The following is a 20,986-nucleotide window of genomic DNA, read 5'->3' on the forward strand; positions in this document are numbered from 1 at the left end:
CCTGGGCGGACTTCCACCGGGTTATCCCGCGATAATCCCCAGGCTCCTCAGACAGGGTCGACAGAGTCATGGGGATAGCAAAAATCCTGATATATTCTTGCCTTAGCGAGATTCACTCGTGCGTGAGTCGAAGACGGAGACCGACTCGCCCACAATCTTATCCACAGACCCTGTCATCTTATCCTCAAGCGCGGACCATGCGGCATCGAGCGCGGTGACGAGGGCGCTGCGGGCGAGACCGGCCGGCAGAGGGGGCCCGATGACGATATGGATGGTGCCCGGCTGCTTGAGGAAGGAATTGCGCCCCCAATGCGCGCCGGAGTCCGTGACGACCGGGATGACGGGCGCCCTCATGGCGCCGGCCAGCGCCGCGACGCCGGGCTGGATGACGCGCGGCTCGCCGGGCCGTGCGCGGGTTCCTTGCGGGAAGATGATGACCTGCCGGCCATCTGCAGCCGCAGCCTGGCCATCCCGGATGAGATCGCGGATCGCGCGGGCGCCGGCGGCACGGTCCACCGCGATCATACCGGCCGGCTGCATGAGGCCGCCGAAGACCGGAACCTTCAGCAATTCCTTCTTGAGCACGTAGGCCGGGCGCGGCAGCAGCATCCAGACCGCGGTATCGAAGGCCGATTGGTGGGTCGAGGCGATGAGCATCGGCCCCGACGTCGGCAGGTTCTCGAAGCCGCTGACCCGCACCTCGATCCGGCAGAGGCGCAGCAGCCGGATGACGACGCGCGCCCAGGCGCGGCCGATCAGGATCAGCTCGCCCGCGCGGCCACGGCGCAGCGCCACGTAGCCCCACAGGCTGTAAAAGGCGGTGGCGGCATAGAAGCCGATATTGAACAGCAAGGACGCGGCCCCGAGCCACAGTCGCTTCATGCGCGGTGTATCCCTTGAAGAAAGCCCACGAGCCGCGCGATGCGCAGCTCGGCCAGGAGCCACTTCGTATATTCGCCGAGCAGCAGCCGCCAGACATGCGGGCGCGTGCCATCGAAGATCGCGGCCGGCTGGACGCGCATCGGATAGAGCCGCACCTCCGGCATGGCGCGGCTGAGCTCCAGAATGGCGCGCGGCATGTGATAGCCGGCGGTGACGACGATCAGGCTGCGGATGTCATGCGCCCGCACCCAGGCCGCGGTCTCGTCGGCATTACCGACGGTCGTCTGGGCGCGATGGCCGAGCGTCACGTGGCTCGCCGCCGGCGGCTTGTCGAGCTGCGCCGAACGCTCGACGTCGCGCAGAGACACGCTGGACGGCACGCCGGAAATCAGCAGCTGCTGGGCATGGCCCTCATCGAGCATCTGGAAGGCGGTCGCCAGCCGATCCTCACCCCCTGTCAGCACGACGATGCCGTCGGCGCGCGCCGGCGCGACCGACGGGGAATAGGTGACGTAGAGGAACCACAGGAAGCCGCCGCACCAGCCGACCATCACGAGCATCAGCAGAGCGACGATCAAGCGCCGCAGCAGGGAACGGCCCGGCCCGCGCGCCCGGCGCGTGCGCGCCGTCGCCACCCGCCGCCGTGCCGGGCCCCGGCGGCGACGCGTCACGGCAGCCGTCTGAGCCAACGGCGCACCGTCCCCTCCGCGGTGAGATAGCCGATGGCGGCCGTGGCCAGCGGCAGGACGGGGAGCGCGATCCACAGCGACAAGGGCAAGGCGAGCAGCGGTGGCTCGGCCGCCGCCGCTGGCGTCGTGCCCTGGGCGAAGGGCGCCGCCAGATAGGCGAGCCAGAGCAACACCGGCAGGGCCGCGATGGCGCCGATGGCGCCCCCCGCCGCGGCAAGACGCATGGCGCGGCGCGCGAACCGGCCGGCGATGTAGCGGTCCGTCGCGCCCAGGCCATGGATGATCTCGATCGCGTCGCGGCGGGCGGAAAGACCGGCACGGGTCGCGACTGCGACCACGGCGACGGCGACGGCGACGACCAGCAGCAGCGCGACGGCCGCGCAGGCCTGCAGGCTGCGCGCCAGGGCAGAGAGACGCTCCGCCCAGACGTCGGCGCTTTCCATCACCGTTTCCGGTGCGGCCGCCTGCAGCTTGGCGGAGAGATCGGCAGGTACGGCACCGCCCGCTGCGAGCTGGACGGAGATCACCGCCGGTAACGGCAGCGCGAGAGTGGAGCCCGTCGGCCCAAGCCAGGGTTTGAGGAGTGTCGTCAGCTCGTCGGTCGTCATCGCCCGCGCGGAGACGACACCCGGTTCGGCGTGAAGCACGGCGAGCACGGCATCCAGGCGCGAAAGATGGTCACCGGCCGCGCTGGCGGCGGCCGGATCGGAAGGAGTCGGCACCTGGATGGTGAGTTCGGCCTCCGCCCCCGTCTGCCAGTGCAGGGCGAGGGTCGCCGTCGCGACGGCGCCGGCAAAGGCCAGTGCCGCCAGAAAGGTCATGGCGGCGACGAGAAGCGGCAGCAACCGGTCGGACAGCGCGCGGCGCAGACCGAGATCGTCGAAGCCGACGGGACGCAGGTTGCGCGCATTGGCCGCCCGGCGCGGCGCCGGCCGCGCCTCGCGACCCTCGCGTACCTCGGGGCGGGGTTCGGCCCGCGCCTCCCCCCGCCCGGTCCCGCGGCGCGCTCCGCCATAGGCCGCGGAAGGCCGGAACATCGGCTCGCGCGGTGGTGGCGGCGGCGGAGCCGGCTGACGATAGGCCGGGTCCTCGTCGTAATAGTCCTCGTCGAACTCAGCCATCCTGAACCAGCCGTCCGGCTTCGAGCCGCAGGGTCCGCGCTGGGTAGCGCGCCATCAGCGATTCATTGTGGGTCGCCACGATCGCCGTTGTGCCGAGGCGGTTGAGTTCCTGGAACAGCTGCATGAGGCGCTCCGCTTGGGCATCGTCCAGATTGCCCGTGGGTTCGTCCGCCAGCAACATCGCCGGGCGGTTGATGACGGCGCGGGCGATGGCGACGCGCTGCTGCTCCCCGCCCGACAGTTCGTAGGGGTGCGACTCGATCTTGGCGGCAAGGCCGACCCAGCGCAGCATCTCCATCACATCCGCCCGGATCTGCCCCTCCGGCCGCCCCGCGATCCGGAGCGGCAACGCCACGTTGTCGAAGGCGGTGAGATGCGGCAGCAGGCGAAAATCCTGGAAGACGACGCCGATGCGGCGGCGCAGGCGCGGCAGCTGCCGCCGCTCGGCACGGCCGATGTCGATCCCCTGCACGAAGAGCCGCCCGCGCGAAGGGCGCACGGCAAGGTAGATCATCCGCATCAGGCTGGTCTTGCCTGCCCCCGAGGGGCCGGTGAGCCAGCGAAACCCACCCTCCGGCACCTGGAACGTCAGGTCGTGCAGCACCTCGGTCTGGGAAGCCGGACCCGCGCCATAGCGCAGGCTGACGTTTTCGCACTGGATCATGAGACGAGGCTATCCATGGTCAGGTCGTCGGTCGATGCCGCCCGCGGGCCATCCCCCTGGGGGCGGAGGCCATCCAGCCTGCGACGACCCCGCGGTGGAAAGGAGACGGAAATGCGCCCGGAGGAAGATCCGCTCCGTCATGCCTGCAGTCGCCCAAGAATCCGCCCAGGGAAGTTCGGGGCAGAGGATTGCACGGGCCGCCGCTCTTGGCCACAATCCCCCGCATGAGATGACGGGATCATGCCGTCCAAGGCGAAGGTAAGCCGCTGATGCGACTGGTCTGTCGAGAATGTTCCGCCGCTTACGAGGCGCCCGACACACTCTTCGGCGCCCAACCGCGGGAGGTGCGGTGCAACCGCTGCGGCTTCCAGTGGACCGTGGTCGGCGCGGTGAAGGCCATGCCCGGCGCCACGACCCAGGCAAGCCCGCCTGCCGCGTCGCCGGCCGCGGTAGAGGCTGAGCCAAAGGTCACGATGCCGCCCGAGCTGATCCGCGCGCCCGAGGAAGCATCCCTTCGGATGACACCTCAGCCAGAGCCGGTGGCCGCGGCGGAGCGGCCCGCGCCTGAGCCACCCGCCCCTGTGCCGGCAGTCGCCGCCGGCCCCTCCGCGATCGCGGATCAACTCGCCGGACCGCTGCCCGACAGCCGGTCGGTCGCGCCTGCGGCCGCACCGCATCCGCCGTCCACCCGCACCCTCCTGGAACGCGACGGCGCCGTGCCGGACCTCGACATGGGCGATCCGGAAGAGCGGCGGCTATCGCACGAACTCAGCTTCGGCGAGGTGGACCACCGCCCTGGGGTCAACCGTCCGGTGCGGCGGCGACGCGGCGGCCTCTGGCTGCTGCTGATGATCGTCATCGTGCTCATCGTCGCCGCCGTGCTGTTCGAACCGCAGATCCTCAGCGCCGTGCCGGGTCTCCACCGGGTCTACAGCGCCGTCGGGCTGTAGGCCGGTTCACCGGCTCGGGCGCGGCGGATCGGCGGTGTAGTCGTAGAAGCCGCGCTTCGTCTTGCGGCCCAGCCAGCCGGCCTCGACATATTTCACGAGCAGCGGGCTTGGGCGGTATTTGCTGTCGGCGAAGCCCTCGTGCAGCACCCGCATGATGGCGAGGCAGGTGTCGAGGCCGATGAAATCGGCCAGTTCCAGAGGGCCCATCGGCTGGTTCGTGCCGAGCTTCATGGCAGCGTCGATGGCCGTAACCGAGCCCACCCCTTCCATCAGCGCCGTCACCGCCTCGTTGATCATGGGGATCAGGATGCGGTTGACGATGAAGGCAGGATAATCCTCGGCGACCGCCGTCGTCTTGCCCATGCGCCGGGCCAGAGCCTCGACTGCCTGGAAGGTCGCGTCATCGGTCGCGAGGCCTCGGATGACCTCGACCAGCTTCATCACCGGCACCGGATTCATGAAGTGCATGCCGATGACCTTGTGCGGCCGGTCGGTCGCGGCGGCGAGCCGGGTGATGGGGATCGAGGAGGTATTGGTCGCGATGATCGCCGTGGGCTTCAGATGCGGCAGGAGCCCCTTGAGGATGGCGATCTTGACCTCCTCCCGCTCCGTCGCCGCTTCGACCACGATGTCGCAGCCGGAGAGAGCCGCGGTTTCGCCCGCGGTCTCGATCCGGCCGAGTGCCGCCGCGCGGTCCTCCGCTGTCACCTGACCCTTCTGCACCTGTCGGTCGAGGTTGCGGCCGATGGTGGCGAGCGCCTGGGTCAAGGCTTCGGAGCGCACGTCCGTCAGCACCACGGCAAGACCCGCGAGCGCTGCGACATGGGCGATCCCGTTGCCCATCTGCCCTGCCCCGACGATCCCCAGCCTTTCGATCGTTCCGGCTTCTGCCATCTCTCGTCTCCCTGCGCGCCGGCCGATCCGGCGGCCGAGTATCGGCGGCTTCGGCGCCGCTGCCAACGTGGCAGAGGCGTCAAACCTCCCGGCAAAGTGATGCATGGCGCCGCATGGCCCGCCGATCGTCGCAACCGAGCGGACGGCGCTGCGCTTCACCCTGCCCGGACTATCCGGTATGCGAGGACCCCAGGCGGCCGGCTTCCAGTGCGGGGCCTTCGGGCGGTTCCGTCCCACGGTTTGGGACATCGCCACGGTCCGCTCCGCCTTTGCGCGCCCAGCCTTCCCGGACTTGGAATAAGGACAGAAAAGCGTCGATGTGGGTTCAGTCAAAGCTGGCGGCGATTGCACGCCTGAGCAGCCGCCATGCCCTGTGGGTCGTGCTCGTCGGAATTCTCCTCGGGGTCGGCAGCGCCTTCTATACGGCCCGCCATCTCGGCATCGACACGGATACGGACAATCTCTTCTCGTCCAAGCTGCCCTGGCGTCAGGCGCAGATCGCGATGAACAAGGATTTTCCCCAATACAACGATCTCCTGGTCGGCGTGATCCGTGCCAAGACACCGGAAGAGGCGGATGAGACGGCGGCGGCGATCGCCCGCGCCGCCGCCGCCGACCCCGCCCATTTCCGCACCGTCCGACGCCCGGATGCGCTCCCCTTCTACAAGACCGAGGGGCTGCTCTTCCTCGACCAGAAGGATCTCCAGGCGCTGCTCAACCAACTGGTGCAGGCGCAGCCCTTCATCGGCCAGCTCGCGGCCGACCCTTCGATGCGCGGCCTGCTCACCGCCATCGGGCTAATCGGCCAAGGCGCCGCGCAAGGCCAGGTGGATCTCTCCGGATACAAGACCGCCCTGGAGGGCTTCGACCAGGGCCTGGCCCAGGCCGCGGCCGGCCATCCGGAGCCGGTGTCCTGGCAGAAACTCCTCGGCGGCGCGGCCCTTGCCGATCGTGCGGGGCCGGCACGTTTCGTGCTGATACAGCCGGTGCAGGATTACGGGACGATCGAACCGGGTGCGGCCGCGACCGACGCGCTGCGGGCCATTGCCGCCCGGGTGCCCACGATCGCGCATGGCCGCGCGACCTTCGCCATCACCGGACAGATCGCGCTGGCCGACCAGCAATTCGCCTCCCTCACCCAAGGGATCGTGACGGATACGATCGTCTCGATCCTCTTCATCATTCTCTGGCTGGTGCTCGCGGTGCGGCGCATCCGCTACATCGTCGCGATCCTGCTGACCCTGGTGCTGGGCCTGCTGCTCACCACCCTCTTCGCCGCCGTCACCATCGGCACGCTGAACCTGATCTCGGTCGCCTTCGCCGTTCTCTTCGTGGGCCTCGCGGTGGATTTCGCGATCCAGATCTGCGTGCGCTACCGCGACGAACGGCGAGCCGCGGCGGACGCCGAAACCGCCCTGGTGCAGACGTTGCGCAAGACAGGCAATTCCGTCCTGCTCGCTGCCGTCGCCATCGCCGCCGGCTTCTTCGCCTTCGTGCCGACGAGCTTCGCGGGCGTCGCCGAACTCGGCCTCATCGCGGGCTTTGGCATGCTCATCGCCTTCGCCTGCACCATCACGGTGCTGCCGGCGCTCATCACGCTCTTCCGCCTGCCGGCGGAACGCGGCGAGATCGGCGTCGCCGCCATGGCGCGGGCGGACACCTTCCTTTGGCACCGGCGGCGCCCGGTCGTCGGCCTCTTCGCGCTGATCGGGCTGATCGGCATCCTGCTCATCCCGCACATCACCTTCGACAGCGACCCGCTCGACACGCAGGACCCGCATTCGGAGGCCATGATCACGCTGCGAAGCCTGCTCGACAATCCGGTGACCGATCCCTACAGCATCGACGTCATCGCGCCGTCGGTCGCCGATGCCAAAGCGCTGGCCGATCGGCTGGAGACGTTGCCGCTCGTCGATCACGCGCTGTCGCTCGCGAGCTTCGTGCCGGATAACCAGAAGCCGAAGCTCGATGCCATTGCCGACACCTCGGACCTTCTCGCGGCAACGCTGAGCCCTGGCCCCGCCGCGCCGGTGACCGCACCCGACATCCGCATCGCGCTCGCGACGACGCTGAAGGCGATCGACAGTGCGCGACCAAAGCTGCCGTCCGACAGCCCGCTGCTCGCGATCGCGCGCGACCTCGCGGCCCTCCAGGGCAAATCGGACAGCCAACTGATGGCGGCCAATGCGGCGCTCACCGCCTTCCTACCGCAGCAGCTCGACACGCTGCGCACCGCCCTCTCGGCTCAGCCCGTGACGCTGCAATCCCTGCCGCCTGACCTCAAGGCGGACTGGCTGACGCCGGACGGACGGGCGCGCGTCCAGGTTCTGCCGAAGGCCTCCGCCAGGAACAGCCGGGGCCTGCAGGCCTTCGTGCAGCAGGTGACAGCGGTGGCACCCGGCGCCGGCGGTTCCGCGGTGACCGTGATCCGCAGTGCCCAGACCATCATCGGCGCCTTCCGCGAGGCCGCGATTCTTGCCCTCGTCGCCATCGCCGCCATTCTCTTCCTCTTCCTGCGGCGGCCCTCGCACGTGGTGATGATCCTGGCGCCGCTCGTGCTCTCCTCGCTGATGACGGTTCTGGTAGTCGTCCTCCTGCCGCTGCCGCTGAACTTCGCGAACGTCATCGCCCTGCCGCTGCTGCAGGGGGTGGGCGTGTCCTTCAACCTCTATTTCGTGATGAACTGGCGCGCCGGGGAACGCAGCTTCCTAGCCTCGCCGACGGCGCGGGCGATCCTCTTCTCGGCGCTGACGACGGGCACGGCCTTCGGCTCGCTCGCCTTTTCGCATCACCCCGGCACCGCCAGCATGGGCGCGCTGCTGCTCTGGAGCCTAGGCTGTACCCTGGTCGCGACCTTCGTCTTCGAGCCGGCCCTGCTCTACATGATGCGGGCGCCGGGCGGCGGGGCCGCGGCCTATGATGCGGCCCCTGCCCCCCGCGAGGAGGAGCAGCGCACGCCCTGAGCGGCCAAAGCGGGGGCGGCGTGCATTTGATTTGAATTCGAATCATAATGGCGGATGCTCCCGCTCTTCTCGCGCATCGGCCGAGGCCTGGGCCAGACCGCCCGCCTCGGCCTCGACTGTCTGCTGCCGCCCCGCTGCCCCTCCTGCGGCATGCTGGTGCAGGAGTCGCAGACTCTGCATCCCGGGCTTTGCCCGGATTGTTTCGCCGCACTTTCCTTCATCGCCGAACCTCTCTGCGCCTGCTGCGGCCTGCCTTTCGAGAGCCTGGCGGAGGCGGGACCTTCGGGGCGCTGCAGGCAATGCGCGATCCGGCCGCCGGCCTTCGCGCAGGCGCGCGCGGCGGTTACCTATGACGCCGCCGCCCGTCGACTGCTCCTGCCGTTCAAACATGCCGACCGGCCGGATCTTTCCGGCCTACTCGCGACCCTCATGCTTCGCTGCGGCCGCCCGCTGCTGACCGAGGCCGATCTCCTGCTGCCGGTGCCGTTGCATCGGCGCCGGCTGGTGCAGCGCCGCTACAACCAGGCCGCCCTGCTGGCGGCGCGGCTGGCGCGGGCCGCGGGCCGCCCGTGGGCGGCGACCGCGCTGCGCCGCCTGCGGCCGACGCCGCCACTCGGCGCGCTCTCCGCCGGGGCACGACGGGCAGTGGTCGCGGGGGCCTTCACCGTCTCCCCCCATGCAGCCCCGCTGATCGCCGGCCGGCGCATCCTGCTGATCGACGACGTGCTGACCTCGGGCGCCACCGCCTCCGCCTGTGCCTCGGCGCTGCGGGCAGCCGGTGTCGCCGCCGTGGACGTGCTGGTCGTGGCGCGCGTTCCCGATCCGCGACGAGCGCGGGGGCCTGATGGCGGCCGGCCTCTTGTCCCCACCGAGGACGCGGACGATTTTATAGGCATCTGAAGGAGAGAGCCGTGGCCAAGATCGAGATCTATACCCAGCCCTATTGCCCCTATTGCGCCCGCGCCAAACAGTTGCTCGAGAGTAAGGGTGCCGCCTATCAGGAGATCGACGCGCCGCACGGCACCCCGGCGCGCGCTGAATCGATGAAGCGGAGCGGCCGCAGCAGCGTGCCGCAAATTTTCATCGATGGACAGCATATCGGCGGCTGCGACGATCTGGTGGCGCTCGACGGGCGCGGCGGGCTCGATCCCCTGCTCGCCGCCTGACGGCAGCGATCGGGCGCCCCCTGCGGTCGACCTCAGGGCAGCAGGATGGTGCTGCCCGTCGTGCGCCGGCCCTCGAGCGCGCGATGCGCCTCGGCCGCCTCGCGCAGGGGAAAGGTCTGATCGACCTCGATCCGGACGATCCCTTTTTCCACCACCGCGAAAAGCGCCTCCGCCGCCGCCAGCAGGGCCGTTCGCTTGGCGGTGTAGGTCACGAGGCTCGGCCGGGTCAGAAAGAGGCTGCCCTTCGCCGCGAGCTGGGTGATGTCGACGGGCGGCACCGGGCCCGAGGCATTGCCGTAGCTCACCATGATTCCGAGGGGCGCGAGGCAGTTGAGGCTGGCCTCGAAGGTATCGCGACCGACGCTGTCATAGACGACGGGCACCATGGCGCCGCCGGTGATGTCGCGCACGCGCGCCGGGATGTCGTCCTCCGCCAGCAGCACGTGATCCGCGCCATGGGCGGTCGCGATCTGGCGCTTGGCTTCAGAGGAGACGACGCCGATGACGGTCGCGCCGAGATGCTTGGCCCATTGGCAGAGCACGAGGCCCACGCCTCCGGCTGCAGCATAGACGAGAATGGTGTCGCCAGGAGCCACTGGATAAGTCCGATGCAGAAGAAACTGCGCCGTGAGGCCCGTCATCATCATGCCGGCGGCCGTTTGGAAGCTGATGTCCGGCGGCAGGCGCACCAAGCGGTCGGCCGGCATGACCCGGCGCTCGGCATAGGCACCGAGCGGCATGGAGGCGTAGGCGACCCGGTCCCCCTCGGCGAGATCGGTGACGCCGGCTCCGACCCTGAGGACCGTCCCCGCCGCTTCCATGCCGGGGGTCATCGGCAGCGGAGTCTTGTAGAGCCCGCTGCGGAAATAGATGTCGATGAAGTTCAGGCCGATCGCCGCCTGTTCGATGAGGACCTGGCCGGGGCCTGGGTCCGGCGTCGGCACCTGCTCCCAGCGGAGAACCTCGGGGCCCCCCGTCTCCAGCACGCGGATGGCGTGGCTCATGACAGCAGGTCTCCCGCGGCGGGAAGCGCCGCGCCGCTCCAGCCTTCGGAGCGGCCTGCGAGACGCGCCTCGTGATCGAGAAGAAAGCGTTTGGTCTCGATCCCTTCCCCGCCGCTATAGCCGCCGATCAGGAGACGTCCGCGGCTGCCGCTGCCCACGACGCGATGGCAGGGGATGAAGAGCGGGATGGGGTTGTGCGCCATGGCCATGCCGATCGACCGGGCGGAGCCGCCGGCGACCTCGGCGACACGGCGGTAACTCCAGACGGCTCCGCAGGGAATGCCGAGGATCGTGTCCCAGACACGGCGCCGATAGGCTGTGCCGAAAGGCGCGAGCGGCAGATCCATGGGCCTCACCTCTCCGTCGAAATAGGCATCCAGCCAAGCGCGCGCCCGAAGCAGCAGGGGCGTCGGCTCCTGGTCACGACCCCAGCCCCAGTCGACGGCGACGACCGCCTCGTCTTCCGCGGAAACCGTCACGGGCCCGATCGGCGTATGCAAGGAAAGTTGCGGCAAAGCTCCGTCCGGCAAGATGGAGCCCCATGCGACGACGACCGGGATCGGTTGTCAAGCATCGCACCACCGGGCGGCGACCCGTCCGCCGCATGGACGGGCGGGCGGCACTGCGGCAAAAAGGGCCCACGGGGCCTCGGCGCCCGACCGGCAGGCATGTGAGTTGCCTTATCAACAAAAGATGGACCCGGCATGATCGACGACGCGACTTCGCCGCCAGAGCGGCAGGACGATCCGCCCTATTTCGATGCCCATATCTTCGTCTGCTGCAATCGCCGCCCGGACGGTCATCGCCGGGGCTCCTGCGCGGCGCGCGGCTCGGAAGCGCTGCGGGACTACATGAAAGCGCGCGTGAAGGAAGCGGGCATTCCCCACGCGCGCGTGAACATGGCAGGCTGTCTCGACCGCTGCGAGCAGGGACCTTGCTTGGTCATCTACCCTGCCGGCGTCTGGTACCGCGTCGAAAGCCGGGAGGACGTGGACAAGGTGATCGCGTTGCATCTCCGTCGAGGCGGCCGGGCAGAGGAACTATTGCTGCCGGCCGAACGCTCGGCCTGAGCCACCGGACGGGCCCAGACATGGATGGACCGACGATCTTCGCCCCGATCACCGCGGTCGGACGCGGCGCCGTGACAGCCGTCCGCCTCAGTGGACCGGCGACCGCCGCCGCCGTCGTGGCGCTCGCCGGTGCGCTGCCGACACCGCGCGAGGCCAGCCTCCGCCGGCTGCGTGCCGCGGATGGCGATCTCCTGGACGAGGCTCTGCTGCTGTGGTTCCCGGCGCCAGCCTCCTATACCGGAGAGGACGTGGCCGAGCTTCACCTGCACGGCGGCCGGGCCGTGCTGGAGGGGGTCGCCGAGGCGCTGCTCGCCCGGGGCCTTCGGCTGGCGGAGCCCGGCGAATTCAGCCGCCGCGCCTTCCTCAATGGCCGCATGGATCTGCTCCAGGCCGAAGGCATCGGCGATCTCGTGGCCGCCGAAACCGCCGGACAGCGTCGCCAGGCCCTGCGCCAGATGGGCGGTGCCCTGGGCCAGCTCTACGAGGGCTGGTCACACCGTCTGGCCGGGGCGCTCGCGCACCAGGAAGCGCTGATCGATTTTCCCGACGAGGATCTGCCGCCCGCGGTGGAGGCGGCGCTGCGCGAGACGATCGCGTCCCTCGCGCATGAGATTGGGGATCATCTCGCCGACGGCCGGCGCGGCGAAAAGATGCGGGAGGGACTGGTCTTCGTCGTCCAGGGCGCGCCGAACGCCGGCAAATCGACGCTGGTCAACCGTCTCGCCGGACGCGAGGTGGCGATCGTGTCCGAGGTTGCGGGAACGACGCGGGATGCGCTCGAGGTGTCTCTGACTCTGGGTGATGCGCCGGTGACGCTGATCGACACCGCAGGCCTGCGTGAGACCGCCGATCCGGTGGAGGCCGAGGGGGTGCGGCGGGCCCGGGCGCGCGCGGCGGAGGCGGATCTGGTGCTCCGCCTGCGCAGCGCCGATGGCACGGGCGACGAGACGGAGGCGGTGCCGCAGGGCGTGCCTTGCCTCACCATCGCGACCAAGAGCGATCTCGGCCTTCCCGATTTCGCCGCCGATCTCACCGTCAGCGCTCACACCGGCGCCGGCATGGCAGAGCTGGTGGCGCGGTTGGACGCGGTCGCGCGCTCCGCGACCGCGTCGTCCGGACCGCCGCCGTTGACCCGCCAGCGTCATCGCGCCCATCTCGCTCGCGCAAAGGCGCATCTCGACCAGGCGGCTCAGGAGACGGAGCCGGAGTTGCGGGCGGAAGAGCTGCGGCTGGCGCTTGGTGCTATCGGTGGCATCACGGGTGCCGTCGGTGTCGAAGGTCTGCTTGACCGCATCTTCGGTGATTTCTGCATCGGAAAGTAGCGGCGGGCTGCGCGCGGCTGTATGACCGCGCCATGGACACGATCATCGAGAGCGAGCCCCTCCGCACCTCCGCCACGTCCTTCGACGTCGTGGTCGTAGGCGGGGGACATGCTGGCTGCGAGGCCGCCGCCGCCGCCGCCCGGATGGGCGCGCGGACCCTTCTGTTGACCCACCAGATCGCCACCATCGGGGCGCTTTCCTGCAACCCGGCCATCGGCGGCATCGGCAAGGGCCACCTGGTGCGGGAGATCGACGCGCTCGACGGGCTGATGGGCCAAGCGGCCGATCGCGCCGGCATCCACTTCAAGGTTTTGAACCGTAGCAAGGGACCGGCGGTGCGCGGCCCCCGCGCCCAGATGGACCGCGGCCTCTATCGTGTGGCGCTGCAGTCGCTTCTCGCCGGGCAGCCGGGGCTGACCATCATCGAGGCCGAGGCGACGGATGTCGAACTCGGGAGCGATGGACGGATCGTCGCGGTTCTGGATGGGCAGGGGCGCCGCTTTGCCTGCGGTGCCGCGGTATTGACGACGGGCACCTTTCTCAACGGCACGCTGCATGTGGGCGCGGCCAAGACGCCCGGCGGCCGTGTGGGGGAAGCGCCGGCGATCCCGCTCGCCGCCCGGCTTCGGGCGCTTGGCCTGCCCGTCGCCCGCCTCAAGACCGGAACGCCGCCGCGCCTCGAAAAGGCAAGCATCGACTGGGATGCTCTGCCGGCCGACGACAGCGAGGCGGTGCCCGAACCCTTCAGCACGCTGACGAGGCGGATCGACAACCCGCTCATCGCTTGCCGGATCACGGCCACCACGCCCGACAGCCATAGCCTGATCCGTGCGCATTTGCATGAATCGGCCGTCTATGGTGGGCATCTCTCCGGCCGCGGGCCGCGTTACTGCCCCTCGATCGAAGACAAAGTGCATCGCTTCGCCGATCGTGAACGCCACCAGATCTTCCTGGAACCGGAAGGCCTGCCCGGACACCCGGATGGTGCCGTCGTCTATCCCAACGGCATCTCCACAAGCCTGCCCGCGGCGGTGCAAGAGGCCTTGCTCAAGACGATCCCCGGCCTCGAGCAGGCACGCATTCTCCGCCACGGCTATGCCATCGAATACGACTACGTCGATCCCCGCGCACTCAGTCACGATCTCGAACTCAAGACCGTGCCAGGCATCTTCCTGGCCGGCCAGATCAATGGCACGACCGGTTATGAGGAAGCGGGGGCGCAGGGGATCCTCGCCGGCATCAACGCTGCGCGGATGGCCGGCGGCGAGGAGGCGGTGCGCCTCGACCGGTCTGAGGGCTATATCGGGGTTCTCGTGGACGATTTGGTAACGCAGGGCGTGACGGAACCCTATCGGATGTTCACCTCGCGCTCCGAATATCGCCTGTCGCTCCGCGCCGACAATGCCGATCTCCGGCTGACGGGCAAGGGGATCGCCTGGGGCTGCGTTTCCTCGGAGCGGACAGATGCCTTCCGCGGTTATGAGACGGCTCTGGCCGCCGCCCGGAACCTGGCCCAGGCGGCCACCTTCACGCCCGGAGCCCTCGCCGAACGCGGGATCAGCGTCAGGGCCGATGGCCGGACCCGCAGCCTCTATGAGCTTCTCTCACTGCGGGATGGTGACGCCACGCTCCTCGCAGAGCTGTGCCCAGAGCTCGGCGCCCTGGCGCCGCGGGTGCGCGAGGCGCTGGAGACCGAGGCACGGTATGCCGCTTATCTTGATCGGCAGGAGGCGGAGATACGCAACTTTCGCCGCCAGGAAGAGATTCAACTGCCGGACAGCCTGGACGTCACCGCCCTCGGCGGCCTGTCCACCGAACTGCGGGACAAGCTCGCGGCCCATCGCCCGCGCACCTTGGGAGCCGCAGCCCGGATCCCAGGCATGACGCCGGCCGGTCTCGCGATCCTACTCGCGGGTTTGAGGAAGCTCGAGGGGAGCGTTTCACGTGAAACAGTCTAGCGCTTCGCGCGATGCTGCCGGAGAATCGGCAGCCGTTGCGTTGAGCTTGCCGCCGGAGATCGAGGAACGGCTCCGCCTCTATGCCGCCCTCCTGTCACGCTGGAACCAGACCATCCGCCTCGTCAGCACACAGGATGCCGCATCTCTCTGGACACGACATATCGCCGACTCCCTGCAGCTTCTTCCCTTTTTGACCGAAGATGTGACGGCGGCCGTCGATCTTGGTTCCGGTGGAGGGCTGCCCGGCCTGGTGCTTGCGATAGCCTCCGGCATTCCCTTCGATCTGGTGGAAGCGGACGGCCGAAAGGCCGCCTTCCTGCGCGAAGCAGCCCAAGCCACCGCGGCGCCTGTCACCGTACACGCATCACGGATCGAGACGGTACGCCTGCCCTCCCGCCCCTTCGTCACCGCACGCGCCTTGGCACCCCTTTCCCGCCTCCTCGCCTTCGCGGCGCCGCTGCTCGAGCCTGGTGGCACCTGCGTCTTCCCCAAAGGGGAAAGCTACGAGGCGGAACTCGCGGAGGCGCGTCAAAGCTGGGCCATGAGCCTCGACATCGTCCCAAGCCAGACGGCGCCCGAAGCACGGCTGCTCGTCATCCGCAACCTGGAGCCCCTGAGGGTGCAGGCATGAGCGCGTCCAACCGCCTGAAGGCGATGATCGCCGCCGATCGCAAGCTCGCCGAGGAAGAGGCGGTGATCAAGCCGCCGGCCCCGCCCTCTGCCGCACGCGTCATCGCCATCGCCAATCAGAAGGGTGGCGTCGGTAAGACAACGACTGCCATCAATCTCGCGACCGCCCTGGCGGCGGCCGGCCACCGCGTTCTGCTCATCGATCTGGATCCGCAAGGCAATGCCTCCACGGGTTTCGGCCTGGCGCGCAATGCACGCGGCCGCGGTATCTTTTCCGTGCTGGTCGAGGATGCGCCGCTGACCGAGGCCGTGCGGGATACGATGGTGCCGAACCTCACCCTCCTGCCCGCCGACCCTGATCTTTCTGCCGCAGAGCTCGAACTGGTCTCTGTTCTCAACCGGGAGAAGCGGCTGAAGGAGGCGCTCGCCCGCTGGCCTGACCTCGATCGTCACCATTTCGTGCTGATTGACTGTCCGCCCAGCCTCGGCCTGCTCACCCTCAACGCGCTGATGGCGAGCCACGACGTCCTGGTGCCGCTCCAATGCGAGTTTTTTGCCCTTGAGGGCATCACCCAGATCACTCAGACTATCGAGGCCGTGCGCCGCCGCCTCAATCCGGCGCTCTCCCTGCATGGCATCGTGCTCACCATGTACGACCGGCGGAACAACCTCTCCGATTTGGTCGCTCAGGACGTGCGCGGCTTCTTCGGCAAGAAAGTGTATGAGACTGTGATTCCCCGTAACGTCCGCATTTCCGAGGCACCCAGCCACGGAAAGCCGCTCCTTCTCTATGATTTCCGGTCTCCGGGCAGCCAGGCCTATATCCGCCTCGCCGCCGAGTTGGTTGATCGGCTCGCTCTTCAGCCGGAGCCTGCGGCATGAGCGCGCGCGACGCCGGGCCCCGCCTGGGCCGCGGTCTCGCCGCCTTGCTCGGGGAAGATCCCGCCGCCAGCCGCGAGAGCACCATCCAGCTCATCCCGCTTGATCTTCTGAGCCCTGGTCCCTTCCAGCCACGGACTCAGGTCGATCCCACGGAACTGGCGGCCCTCGCCACCTCGATCCGCGAGCAAGGCGTTCTGCAGCCGATCCTCGCGCGGCCCAATCCCGCGCAGCCCGGCCAGTATCAGATCATCGCCGGCGAGCGTCGCTGGCGCGCCTCGCAGCAGGCCGGGCTGCACGAGATACCCGCCCTCGTGCGCAGCCTGGAAGATACGGCCGCCATGGCGGCCGCTCTGGTCGAGAACCTGCAGCGCGAGGATCTCAATCCCATCGACGAGGGCGAGGGATATCGGCGGCTGATGGAGGAATTCTCTCTTACCCAGGAACGCGTCGCCGACAGTGTCGGCAAGTCGCGCAGCCACGTCGCCAATACGATCCGCCTGCTCAAGCTGCCGGCCACTGTGCAGGCGGAGCTCCGGCGCGGCGGGCTGAGCGCAGGCCACGCGCGCGCTCTGCTCGCGCACCCGGATCCCGCCCGCGCAGCTCAGACCGTCATCGCCCAGGGCCTCAACGTACGCCAGACCGAAGCCCTCGCGGCAAAGTCGGCGGAAGACCCTGCCACCCGCCGGCGTGAAGCGCCCGTGAAAGATCCCGACACCGTTCTCATCGAACGCGATCTGCAGAATCGCCTGGGTCTTGGCGTCAGCATCTCCAGCCGTGGCCGAGGCGGCACGCTGCAGATCAGCTTCAAGAGCTTCGAGCAGCTCGAGGGGCTGATCACCCTGCTGATGCGCGACTGAACGGCTCGTCGCATGATCCACTATCAGCTTCAATGCGACCGCGCGCACAGCTTCGACGGCTGGTTCAAGGACAGCGCGTCCTTCGAGCGCCAGTGCGCCGAAGGCCTTATCACCTGCCCCGTCTGCAGCAGCACGGCCGTCAGCCGAGCGCTCATGGCGCCCGCGCTTGGGCGTAGTGCCCGTCATGCGACCGAGCCCTCGTCCTCCCCGCCGGCCACCGCGCCCCAACCAGGGCCGAGCGCGATCGTGGCCGGCGAACCAGCAGGCCTAGCGCTGCAGGGTGCCGTCGCGGGCCAAGCCATGCGGGACCAGCTGCGCGCGCTCCTGCAGCGGCTGCGCCACGAGGTCGAAAGCACCTGCGACTACGTGGGCCAAGATTTTGCCGAAGAAGCGCGGCGTATCCACTATGGAGAGACGGAAGCTCGCGGCATCTATGGTGAGACGACCGCTTCGGAAGCGGAGGCGCTGACGGAAGAAGGCATCGCCTTCGGCGTCTTGCCCTGGATCCCCCGCTCCGACAGCTGAACCGCCGCTCCGCTCCTCATGGAGCCCGGACGCGGTCCCCGCCTCAGGCCAGAAGACCGTGTTCCCGTGCCCAGGTGCCCAAGGGCTCGCGGAGGCTTGCCGCTTGCGCATGCTGCGTCCGGATCGAAGTCAGGACCCGCCCGAAGACGCTCATGTCCACCGCGCAGAGCGCCGCCTTCACGCGCGGAAGTGCCGAGGGCGACATGGAGAGCGCGCGAAACCCCAAGGCGACCAGGATGAGCGCCTCCAGCGGGCGGCCGGCCGCCTCACCGCAGAAGGACAGGGCAACGTTGGCTTCCGCCGCATGGCGAACGACCGAGTCCAGAAGATCGAGAACCGGTGGCGAAATCAGATCGTAGCGCCCCGCGAGGTTCGGCGTCCCGCGATCGGCCGCGAAGAGAAACTGCATGAGATCGTTGGAGCCGACGGAGACGAAATCCACCTCGGCCATCAGCGCCGGCAGCTGCCAGAGCAGGGCCGGCACCTCCAACATGGTGCCGACCTGCACGCGTGCCGGCTTCTCTTCGGCCCGGGCGACCTCGGCCTCCAGCAAGGTCCGCGCGGCGCGAAACTCCGCTACGGTCGCCACCATCGGGAACATGACAGACAGCGGGCGGCCGCCCGCCGCCGCCAGCATGGCCCGGATCTGCCGACGCAGAGTGACCGGCCGGTCGAGGCCGATCCGGAGCGAGCGCCAGCCCATGGCGGGATTTTCGCTCGGTGAGGCGGCGGCCGTCGGCAGCAGCTTGTCCCCGCCGAGATCGAGCGTGCGAAACAGCACCGGCCGGTCGCCCGCGTAATCCAGCACGCGGGTGTATTCGGCGATTTGACGGGCCATGAGGCGGTCGCTTCCCAGCGGATCGCCGCTCGCGGCCTCCGCCGGCTGCTGCGCGAGCAGCGCGATTTCCGTCCGGTACAGCCCGATTCCGGCCGCGCCCGTCGCATCCAGTTGCGGCAGTTCCAGGGGCAGGCCGAGATTGATCATCAGCGAAACCGCGGTGCCATCCGCCGTCCGGGCTGGCTGATCCCGCAGGGCCTGCCACTCCGCGGCATGCGCCACCTCGGCGGAGACCGCGCCCGCATAGGCTTGGCGCACCTCGTCCTCGGGCCGCAGGATGAACAGTCCCTCTTCGGTGTCGAGGATTCCCTCGTCCCCATCCTGGCAGGCATCGACGACGCCCCGCGCGTCTGACAAAGCGGGCAGGCCGAGGGCCCGGGCCAGGATCGCCGCGTGTCCCGCGGCACTGCCTTCCTCGATGACAAAGCCCGCCACGCCGCGATTGTGCCAATCGAGCAGTTCCGCCGGCCCCAAACGCCGTGCCACGACGATCGCGCCGCGCACGTCGGGCGCTTGCACCTGCGCGGCGGCAGTGCGCGCCGCCTGCGCACATCCGTCTGCACCGACGTGGCTGAGTTGTCCGAGCAGGCGGTGGCCGAGATCTTCGATATCGACCAGCCGCTCTTGCAGATAGGGGTCCGCGATCCGGCGCATGCGCTCGCGCAACTCGCCGAGCACGCGCAGCACCGCCGCCTCGGCCGAGAAGCCGCCTTCGATCACCGCGGAGACCCGCTTCAGCCAGCCGGCATCGGCGGCGATCATGCGGTAGGCGGAGAGGATATCTTCTGGCGCGGCGTCACCGGCCTCCGGCCGCGCGACGATCCCGCCCAACAACTCGTCGAGACCGCGCTGCAGCGTCTCTGCAGCCGCCGTCAGTCGCCGCTGTTCCACTTCAGGATCGGCCGCCAGCACTTCGCGCCCGCCGATAGCCCGCTCCGCGCGCACGACGGGACCCATGACGATCCCGCCCGCCAGGCTCAGCCCGTCGAACCGCCGAGGCAAGGCGGCACCGAAGCCCTCACCCCGCACCTCCACCGCCCCGGCCGAGGTCAGGATTTCGGCCAGCAGCATGGCCACCGTTTCGAGCGATTCCTGCTCGATCTCGGTGAACTTCCGGGGCTCGCGGTTCTGCACGGTGAGCACGCCGACAATGTGACCAGAACGCCGGATGGGAATGGCGAGCAGCGAGGCAAAGGCCGCCTCACCCGTTTCCGGCCGCTGCGCGAAAGCCGGATGCGTCCGCGCATCGGCGAGATTGAGGGAGCTGCCCATGGCGGCGACCAGCCCGACGATTCCTTCGCCGAGGCGCAGCCGCGTGCGGCCGACGGCCTGTGTTTCGAGACCGCTGGTCGCGGTCAGCTCGAGCACCTCTCCGGTCCGCATCACGTAAAGCGCGCAGACCTCGGTCGCCATCTCCCGGGCAACCAGCTCAATCAGCTTGGGCAGCGGCGTATTGCCCCGCGCCAAGCCTTCACGCAGGGTCGCGAACAGACGCCGCGGCGTCCAGGACGCGATGTCAGCCCTGGACGGGGGCTGGTCCACGACGTGCCAGCATGTCTTCGGCCTCGTCGATCAGCTGCGTCACGACCTCGGCCACCGCCTTCTCTTCCCGCACTTGGCCGACGGACTGACCGGCCATGACGGACCCCTCTTCGACGTCCCCTTCGATGACGGCGCGACGCAGCGCGCCCGCCCAGAAATGCTCGATCGAGAGCTGCGCCTCTTCCTTGGAGCATTCGCCGGCCTGGAAGCGCCGCACCGTCTCCGCCTGATGCTGCAGGAACCGCCGCGTACCAGCATTGGTCAGGCCTCGCACCGGAATGACAGGAAAACGGTCATCCAGCTGGACGGACGGCACCGCGTCGCGCGCATGTGCGCGGAAAAAGGCCTGTTTGAAATTCGGATGAGCGATACTCTCGCGCGTGGCGGCGAAGAGCGTGCCAAGCTGCGCGCCGGAGGCTCCCATCTCCAGCAAGCCGACGATCGCATCGCCGCGGCAGAGTCCGCCGGCGACGAACACCGGTACCTCGCGCACCACCGGCAGAATTTCCTGAGCGAGGACCATGAGGGAGACTGGGCCGATATGGCCGCCCGCTTCCGAGCCCTCGATCACCAGCGCATCCGCGCCGGACCGCACCAGGCGTTTCGCGAGAACGAGCGCCGGCGCGAAGCAGACGAGCTTGGCGCCGCCATCCTTCACCGCTCGCACGGCGCTGCCCGAGGGCACGCCACCGGCCAGCACCACGTGGCCCACGCCGGCACGGATGCAGACGGCGATCAGCGCGTCCAGATCGGGATGCATGGTGATGAGATTGACGCCGAAGGGCTTGTCCGTCAGCGCCTGGGTCGCGGCAATCTCCCGCTCCAGCAGCGCAGGCGACATGGAGCCGCAGGCGATGACGCCGAAGCCGCCGGCGTTGGAAATGGCGGAGACGAGGTGCCGCTCGCTCACCCAGCTCATCGCCCCACCCATGATGGCGTAGCGGGTGCCGAGGAAGTCGGTCCCGCGCTGCCATAGCGCCTGGAGCGCCGAGGACACAGTGCGGGGGGCGGTCAGGCCGTCGCTCATCG

At 69.1% G+C, this 20,986-nt stretch carries 20 protein-coding genes; 11 read left to right on the top strand and 9 right to left on the bottom strand.

What is annotated here, in order from left to right; genetic code table 11:
* Window positions 1–102 precede the first annotated feature (102 nt).
* Genes ACYQ6W_RS08105 through ftsE form a run of 4 tightly spaced genes read right to left on the bottom strand, consistent with a single transcriptional unit; the run spans window position 103 to window position 3,356 of the window.
* The gene (locus ACYQ6W_RS08105; RefSeq protein WP_459674652.1) at window positions 103–882 is read right to left on the bottom strand and encodes a lysophospholipid acyltransferase family protein; all 780 of its coding nucleotides are present in this window, start codon (window positions 880–882) and stop codon (window positions 103–105) included.
* A complete protein-coding gene (locus tag ACYQ6W_RS08110; protein WP_459674653.1) occupies window positions 879–1,553 on the bottom strand; it encodes a YdcF family protein in 675 nt (224 codons plus the stop codon). The genes ACYQ6W_RS08105 and ACYQ6W_RS08110 overlap by 4 nt, the downstream gene beginning before the upstream one ends.
* Window positions 1,550–2,692, bottom strand: a complete 1,143-nt coding sequence (locus tag ACYQ6W_RS08115) for a cell division protein FtsX (protein WP_459674654.1) — start codon at window positions 2,690–2,692, stop codon at window positions 1,550–1,552. The genes ACYQ6W_RS08110 and ACYQ6W_RS08115 overlap by 4 nt, the downstream gene beginning before the upstream one ends.
* Window positions 2,685–3,356 carry a cell division ATP-binding protein FtsE gene (gene ftsE / locus ACYQ6W_RS08120; RefSeq protein ID WP_459674655.1) on the bottom strand — a complete coding sequence of 224 codons (672 nt, stop codon included), beginning with the start codon at window positions 3,354–3,356 and terminating at the stop codon, window positions 2,685–2,687. The genes ACYQ6W_RS08115 and ftsE overlap by 8 nt, the downstream gene beginning before the upstream one ends.
* A gap of 269 nt (window positions 3,357–3,625) precedes the next feature.
* On the opposite strand from ftsE, the gene ACYQ6W_RS08125 reads away from it, so the two are divergent.
* The gene (locus ACYQ6W_RS08125) at window positions 3,626–4,306 is read left to right on the top strand and encodes a zinc-ribbon domain-containing protein (RefSeq protein WP_459674656.1); all 681 of its coding nucleotides are present in this window, start codon (window positions 3,626–3,628) and stop codon (window positions 4,304–4,306) included.
* 6 nt (window positions 4,307–4,312) lie between these two features.
* Here ACYQ6W_RS08125 and ACYQ6W_RS08130 read toward each other — a convergent pair whose 3' ends face one another.
* Window positions 4,313–5,200, bottom strand: a complete 888-nt coding sequence (locus tag ACYQ6W_RS08130) for a 3-hydroxybutyryl-CoA dehydrogenase (protein WP_459674657.1) — start codon at window positions 5,198–5,200, stop codon at window positions 4,313–4,315.
* A gap of 317 nt (window positions 5,201–5,517) precedes the next feature.
* Between ACYQ6W_RS08130 and ACYQ6W_RS08135 the strand changes: the two genes are divergently transcribed.
* The 3 genes from ACYQ6W_RS08135 to grxC are packed head-to-tail and all read left to right on the top strand — an operon-like array spanning window position 5,518 to window position 9,329.
* Window positions 5,518–8,163 (top strand): MMPL family transporter, encoded by a 2,646-nt coding sequence (locus ACYQ6W_RS08135; RefSeq protein WP_459674658.1) that lies wholly within the window; start codon window positions 5,518–5,520, stop codon window positions 8,161–8,163.
* Between the two features lie 54 nt (window positions 8,164–8,217).
* Window positions 8,218–9,063 carry a ComF family protein gene (locus ACYQ6W_RS08140; protein WP_459674659.1) on the top strand — a complete coding sequence of 282 codons (846 nt, stop codon included), beginning with the start codon at window positions 8,218–8,220 and terminating at the stop codon, window positions 9,061–9,063.
* Window positions 9,064–9,074: 11 nt separating this feature from the next.
* Window positions 9,075–9,329 (top strand): glutaredoxin 3, encoded by a 255-nt coding sequence (gene grxC, locus ACYQ6W_RS08145; protein ID WP_459674660.1) that lies wholly within the window; start codon window positions 9,075–9,077, stop codon window positions 9,327–9,329.
* A 32-nt stretch (window positions 9,330–9,361) separates the two neighbouring features.
* Here grxC and ACYQ6W_RS08150 read toward each other — a convergent pair whose 3' ends face one another.
* Window positions 9,362–10,333 (bottom strand): quinone oxidoreductase family protein, encoded by a 972-nt coding sequence (locus ACYQ6W_RS08150; protein WP_459674661.1) that lies wholly within the window; start codon window positions 10,331–10,333, stop codon window positions 9,362–9,364.
* Window positions 10,330–10,863: a methylated-DNA--[protein]-cysteine S-methyltransferase gene (locus ACYQ6W_RS08155; RefSeq protein WP_459674662.1), complete on the bottom strand. Its 534-nt coding sequence runs from the start codon at window positions 10,861–10,863 to the stop codon at window positions 10,330–10,332. Before ACYQ6W_RS08155 ends, ACYQ6W_RS08150 begins: the two co-directional genes overlap by 4 nt.
* A 174-nt stretch (window positions 10,864–11,037) precedes the next feature.
* Between ACYQ6W_RS08155 and ACYQ6W_RS08160 the strand changes: the two genes are divergently transcribed.
* The 7 genes from ACYQ6W_RS08160 to ACYQ6W_RS08190 are packed head-to-tail and all read left to right on the top strand — an operon-like array spanning window position 11,038 to window position 17,577.
* Window positions 11,038–11,403, top strand: coding sequence for a (2Fe-2S) ferredoxin domain-containing protein (locus tag ACYQ6W_RS08160; protein ID WP_459674663.1), 366 nt, complete (start codon window positions 11,038–11,040; stop codon window positions 11,401–11,403).
* 20 nt (window positions 11,404–11,423) lie between these two features.
* Window positions 11,424–12,725 (top strand): tRNA uridine-5-carboxymethylaminomethyl(34) synthesis GTPase MnmE, encoded by a 1,302-nt coding sequence (mnmE, locus tag ACYQ6W_RS08165; RefSeq protein WP_459674664.1) that lies wholly within the window; start codon window positions 11,424–11,426, stop codon window positions 12,723–12,725.
* A gap of 32 nt (window positions 12,726–12,757) precedes the next feature.
* The gene (mnmG, locus tag ACYQ6W_RS08170) at window positions 12,758–14,683 is read left to right on the top strand and encodes a tRNA uridine-5-carboxymethylaminomethyl(34) synthesis enzyme MnmG (RefSeq protein ID WP_459674665.1); all 1,926 of its coding nucleotides are present in this window, start codon (window positions 12,758–12,760) and stop codon (window positions 14,681–14,683) included.
* Complete coding sequence (rsmG, locus tag ACYQ6W_RS08175) at window positions 14,670–15,314, top strand: 16S rRNA (guanine(527)-N(7))-methyltransferase RsmG (protein ID WP_459674666.1); 645 nt, start codon at window positions 14,670–14,672, stop codon at window positions 15,312–15,314. Before mnmG ends, rsmG begins: the two co-directional genes overlap by 14 nt.
* Window positions 15,311–16,195: a ParA family protein gene (locus ACYQ6W_RS08180; protein ID WP_459674667.1), complete on the top strand. Its 885-nt coding sequence runs from the start codon at window positions 15,311–15,313 to the stop codon at window positions 16,193–16,195. The genes rsmG and ACYQ6W_RS08180 overlap by 4 nt, the downstream gene beginning before the upstream one ends.
* Window positions 16,192–17,052, top strand: coding sequence for a ParB/RepB/Spo0J family partition protein (locus ACYQ6W_RS08185; RefSeq protein ID WP_459674668.1), 861 nt, complete (start codon window positions 16,192–16,194; stop codon window positions 17,050–17,052). Before ACYQ6W_RS08180 ends, ACYQ6W_RS08185 begins: the two co-directional genes overlap by 4 nt.
* A 12-nt stretch (window positions 17,053–17,064) precedes the next feature.
* Entirely contained in the window at window positions 17,065–17,577 is a 513-nt protein-coding gene (locus ACYQ6W_RS08190) for a DUF1178 family protein (RefSeq protein ID WP_459674669.1), read from the top strand.
* A 43-nt stretch (window positions 17,578–17,620) separates the two neighbouring features.
* Here ACYQ6W_RS08190 and ACYQ6W_RS08195 read toward each other — a convergent pair whose 3' ends face one another.
* Both ACYQ6W_RS08195 and ACYQ6W_RS08200 read right to left on the bottom strand, forming a co-directional pair.
* A complete protein-coding gene (locus tag ACYQ6W_RS08195; RefSeq protein ID WP_459674670.1) occupies window positions 17,621–19,957 on the bottom strand; it encodes a phosphoenolpyruvate--protein phosphotransferase in 2,337 nt (778 codons plus the stop codon).
* Complete coding sequence (locus tag ACYQ6W_RS08200) at window positions 19,932–20,984, bottom strand: NAD(P)H-dependent flavin oxidoreductase (RefSeq protein ID WP_459674672.1); 1,053 nt, start codon at window positions 20,982–20,984, stop codon at window positions 19,932–19,934. Before ACYQ6W_RS08200 ends, ACYQ6W_RS08195 begins: the two co-directional genes overlap by 26 nt.
* Window positions 20,985–20,986 lie beyond the last annotated feature (2 nt).

Source organism: Acidisoma sp. 7E03 (assembly GCF_054665075.1).

What these genes read in the sequence shown, in the direction of transcription:
- ACYQ6W_RS08105 (WP_459674652.1), bottom strand. Translation starts at nt 882, where the DNA reads ATGAAGCGACTGTGGCTCGGGGCCGCGTCCTTGCTGTTCAATATCGGC.
- ACYQ6W_RS08115 (WP_459674654.1), bottom strand. Translation starts at nt 2,692, where the DNA reads ATGGCTGAGTTCGACGAGGACTATTACGACGAGGACCCGGCCTATCGT.
- ftsE (WP_459674655.1), bottom strand. Translation starts at nt 3,356, where the DNA reads ATGATCCAGTGCGAAAACGTCAGCCTGCGCTATGGCGCGGGTCCGGCT.
- ACYQ6W_RS08125 (WP_459674656.1), top strand. Translation starts at nt 3,626, where the DNA reads ATGCGACTGGTCTGTCGAGAATGTTCCGCCGCTTACGAGGCGCCCGAC.
- ACYQ6W_RS08130 (WP_459674657.1), bottom strand. Translation starts at nt 5,200, where the DNA reads ATGGCAGAAGCCGGAACGATCGAAAGGCTGGGGATCGTCGGGGCAGGG.
- ACYQ6W_RS08135 (WP_459674658.1), top strand. Translation starts at nt 5,518, where the DNA reads ATGTGGGTTCAGTCAAAGCTGGCGGCGATTGCACGCCTGAGCAGCCGC.
- ACYQ6W_RS08140 (WP_459674659.1), top strand. Translation starts at nt 8,218, where the DNA reads ATGCTCCCGCTCTTCTCGCGCATCGGCCGAGGCCTGGGCCAGACCGCC.
- ACYQ6W_RS08150 (WP_459674661.1), bottom strand. Translation starts at nt 10,333, where the DNA reads ATGAGCCACGCCATCCGCGTGCTGGAGACGGGGGGCCCCGAGGTTCTC.
- ACYQ6W_RS08160 (WP_459674663.1), top strand. Translation starts at nt 11,038, where the DNA reads ATGATCGACGACGCGACTTCGCCGCCAGAGCGGCAGGACGATCCGCCC.
- mnmE (WP_459674664.1), top strand. Translation starts at nt 11,424, where the DNA reads ATGGATGGACCGACGATCTTCGCCCCGATCACCGCGGTCGGACGCGGC.
- mnmG (WP_459674665.1), top strand. Translation starts at nt 12,758, where the DNA reads ATGGACACGATCATCGAGAGCGAGCCCCTCCGCACCTCCGCCACGTCC.
- ACYQ6W_RS08180 (WP_459674667.1), top strand. Translation starts at nt 15,311, where the DNA reads ATGAGCGCGTCCAACCGCCTGAAGGCGATGATCGCCGCCGATCGCAAG.
- ACYQ6W_RS08185 (WP_459674668.1), top strand. Translation starts at nt 16,192, where the DNA reads ATGAGCGCGCGCGACGCCGGGCCCCGCCTGGGCCGCGGTCTCGCCGCC.
- ACYQ6W_RS08190 (WP_459674669.1), top strand. Translation starts at nt 17,065, where the DNA reads ATGATCCACTATCAGCTTCAATGCGACCGCGCGCACAGCTTCGACGGC.
- ACYQ6W_RS08200 (WP_459674672.1), bottom strand. Translation starts at nt 20,984, where the DNA reads ATGAGCGACGGCCTGACCGCCCCCCGCACTGTGTCCTCGGCGCTCCAG.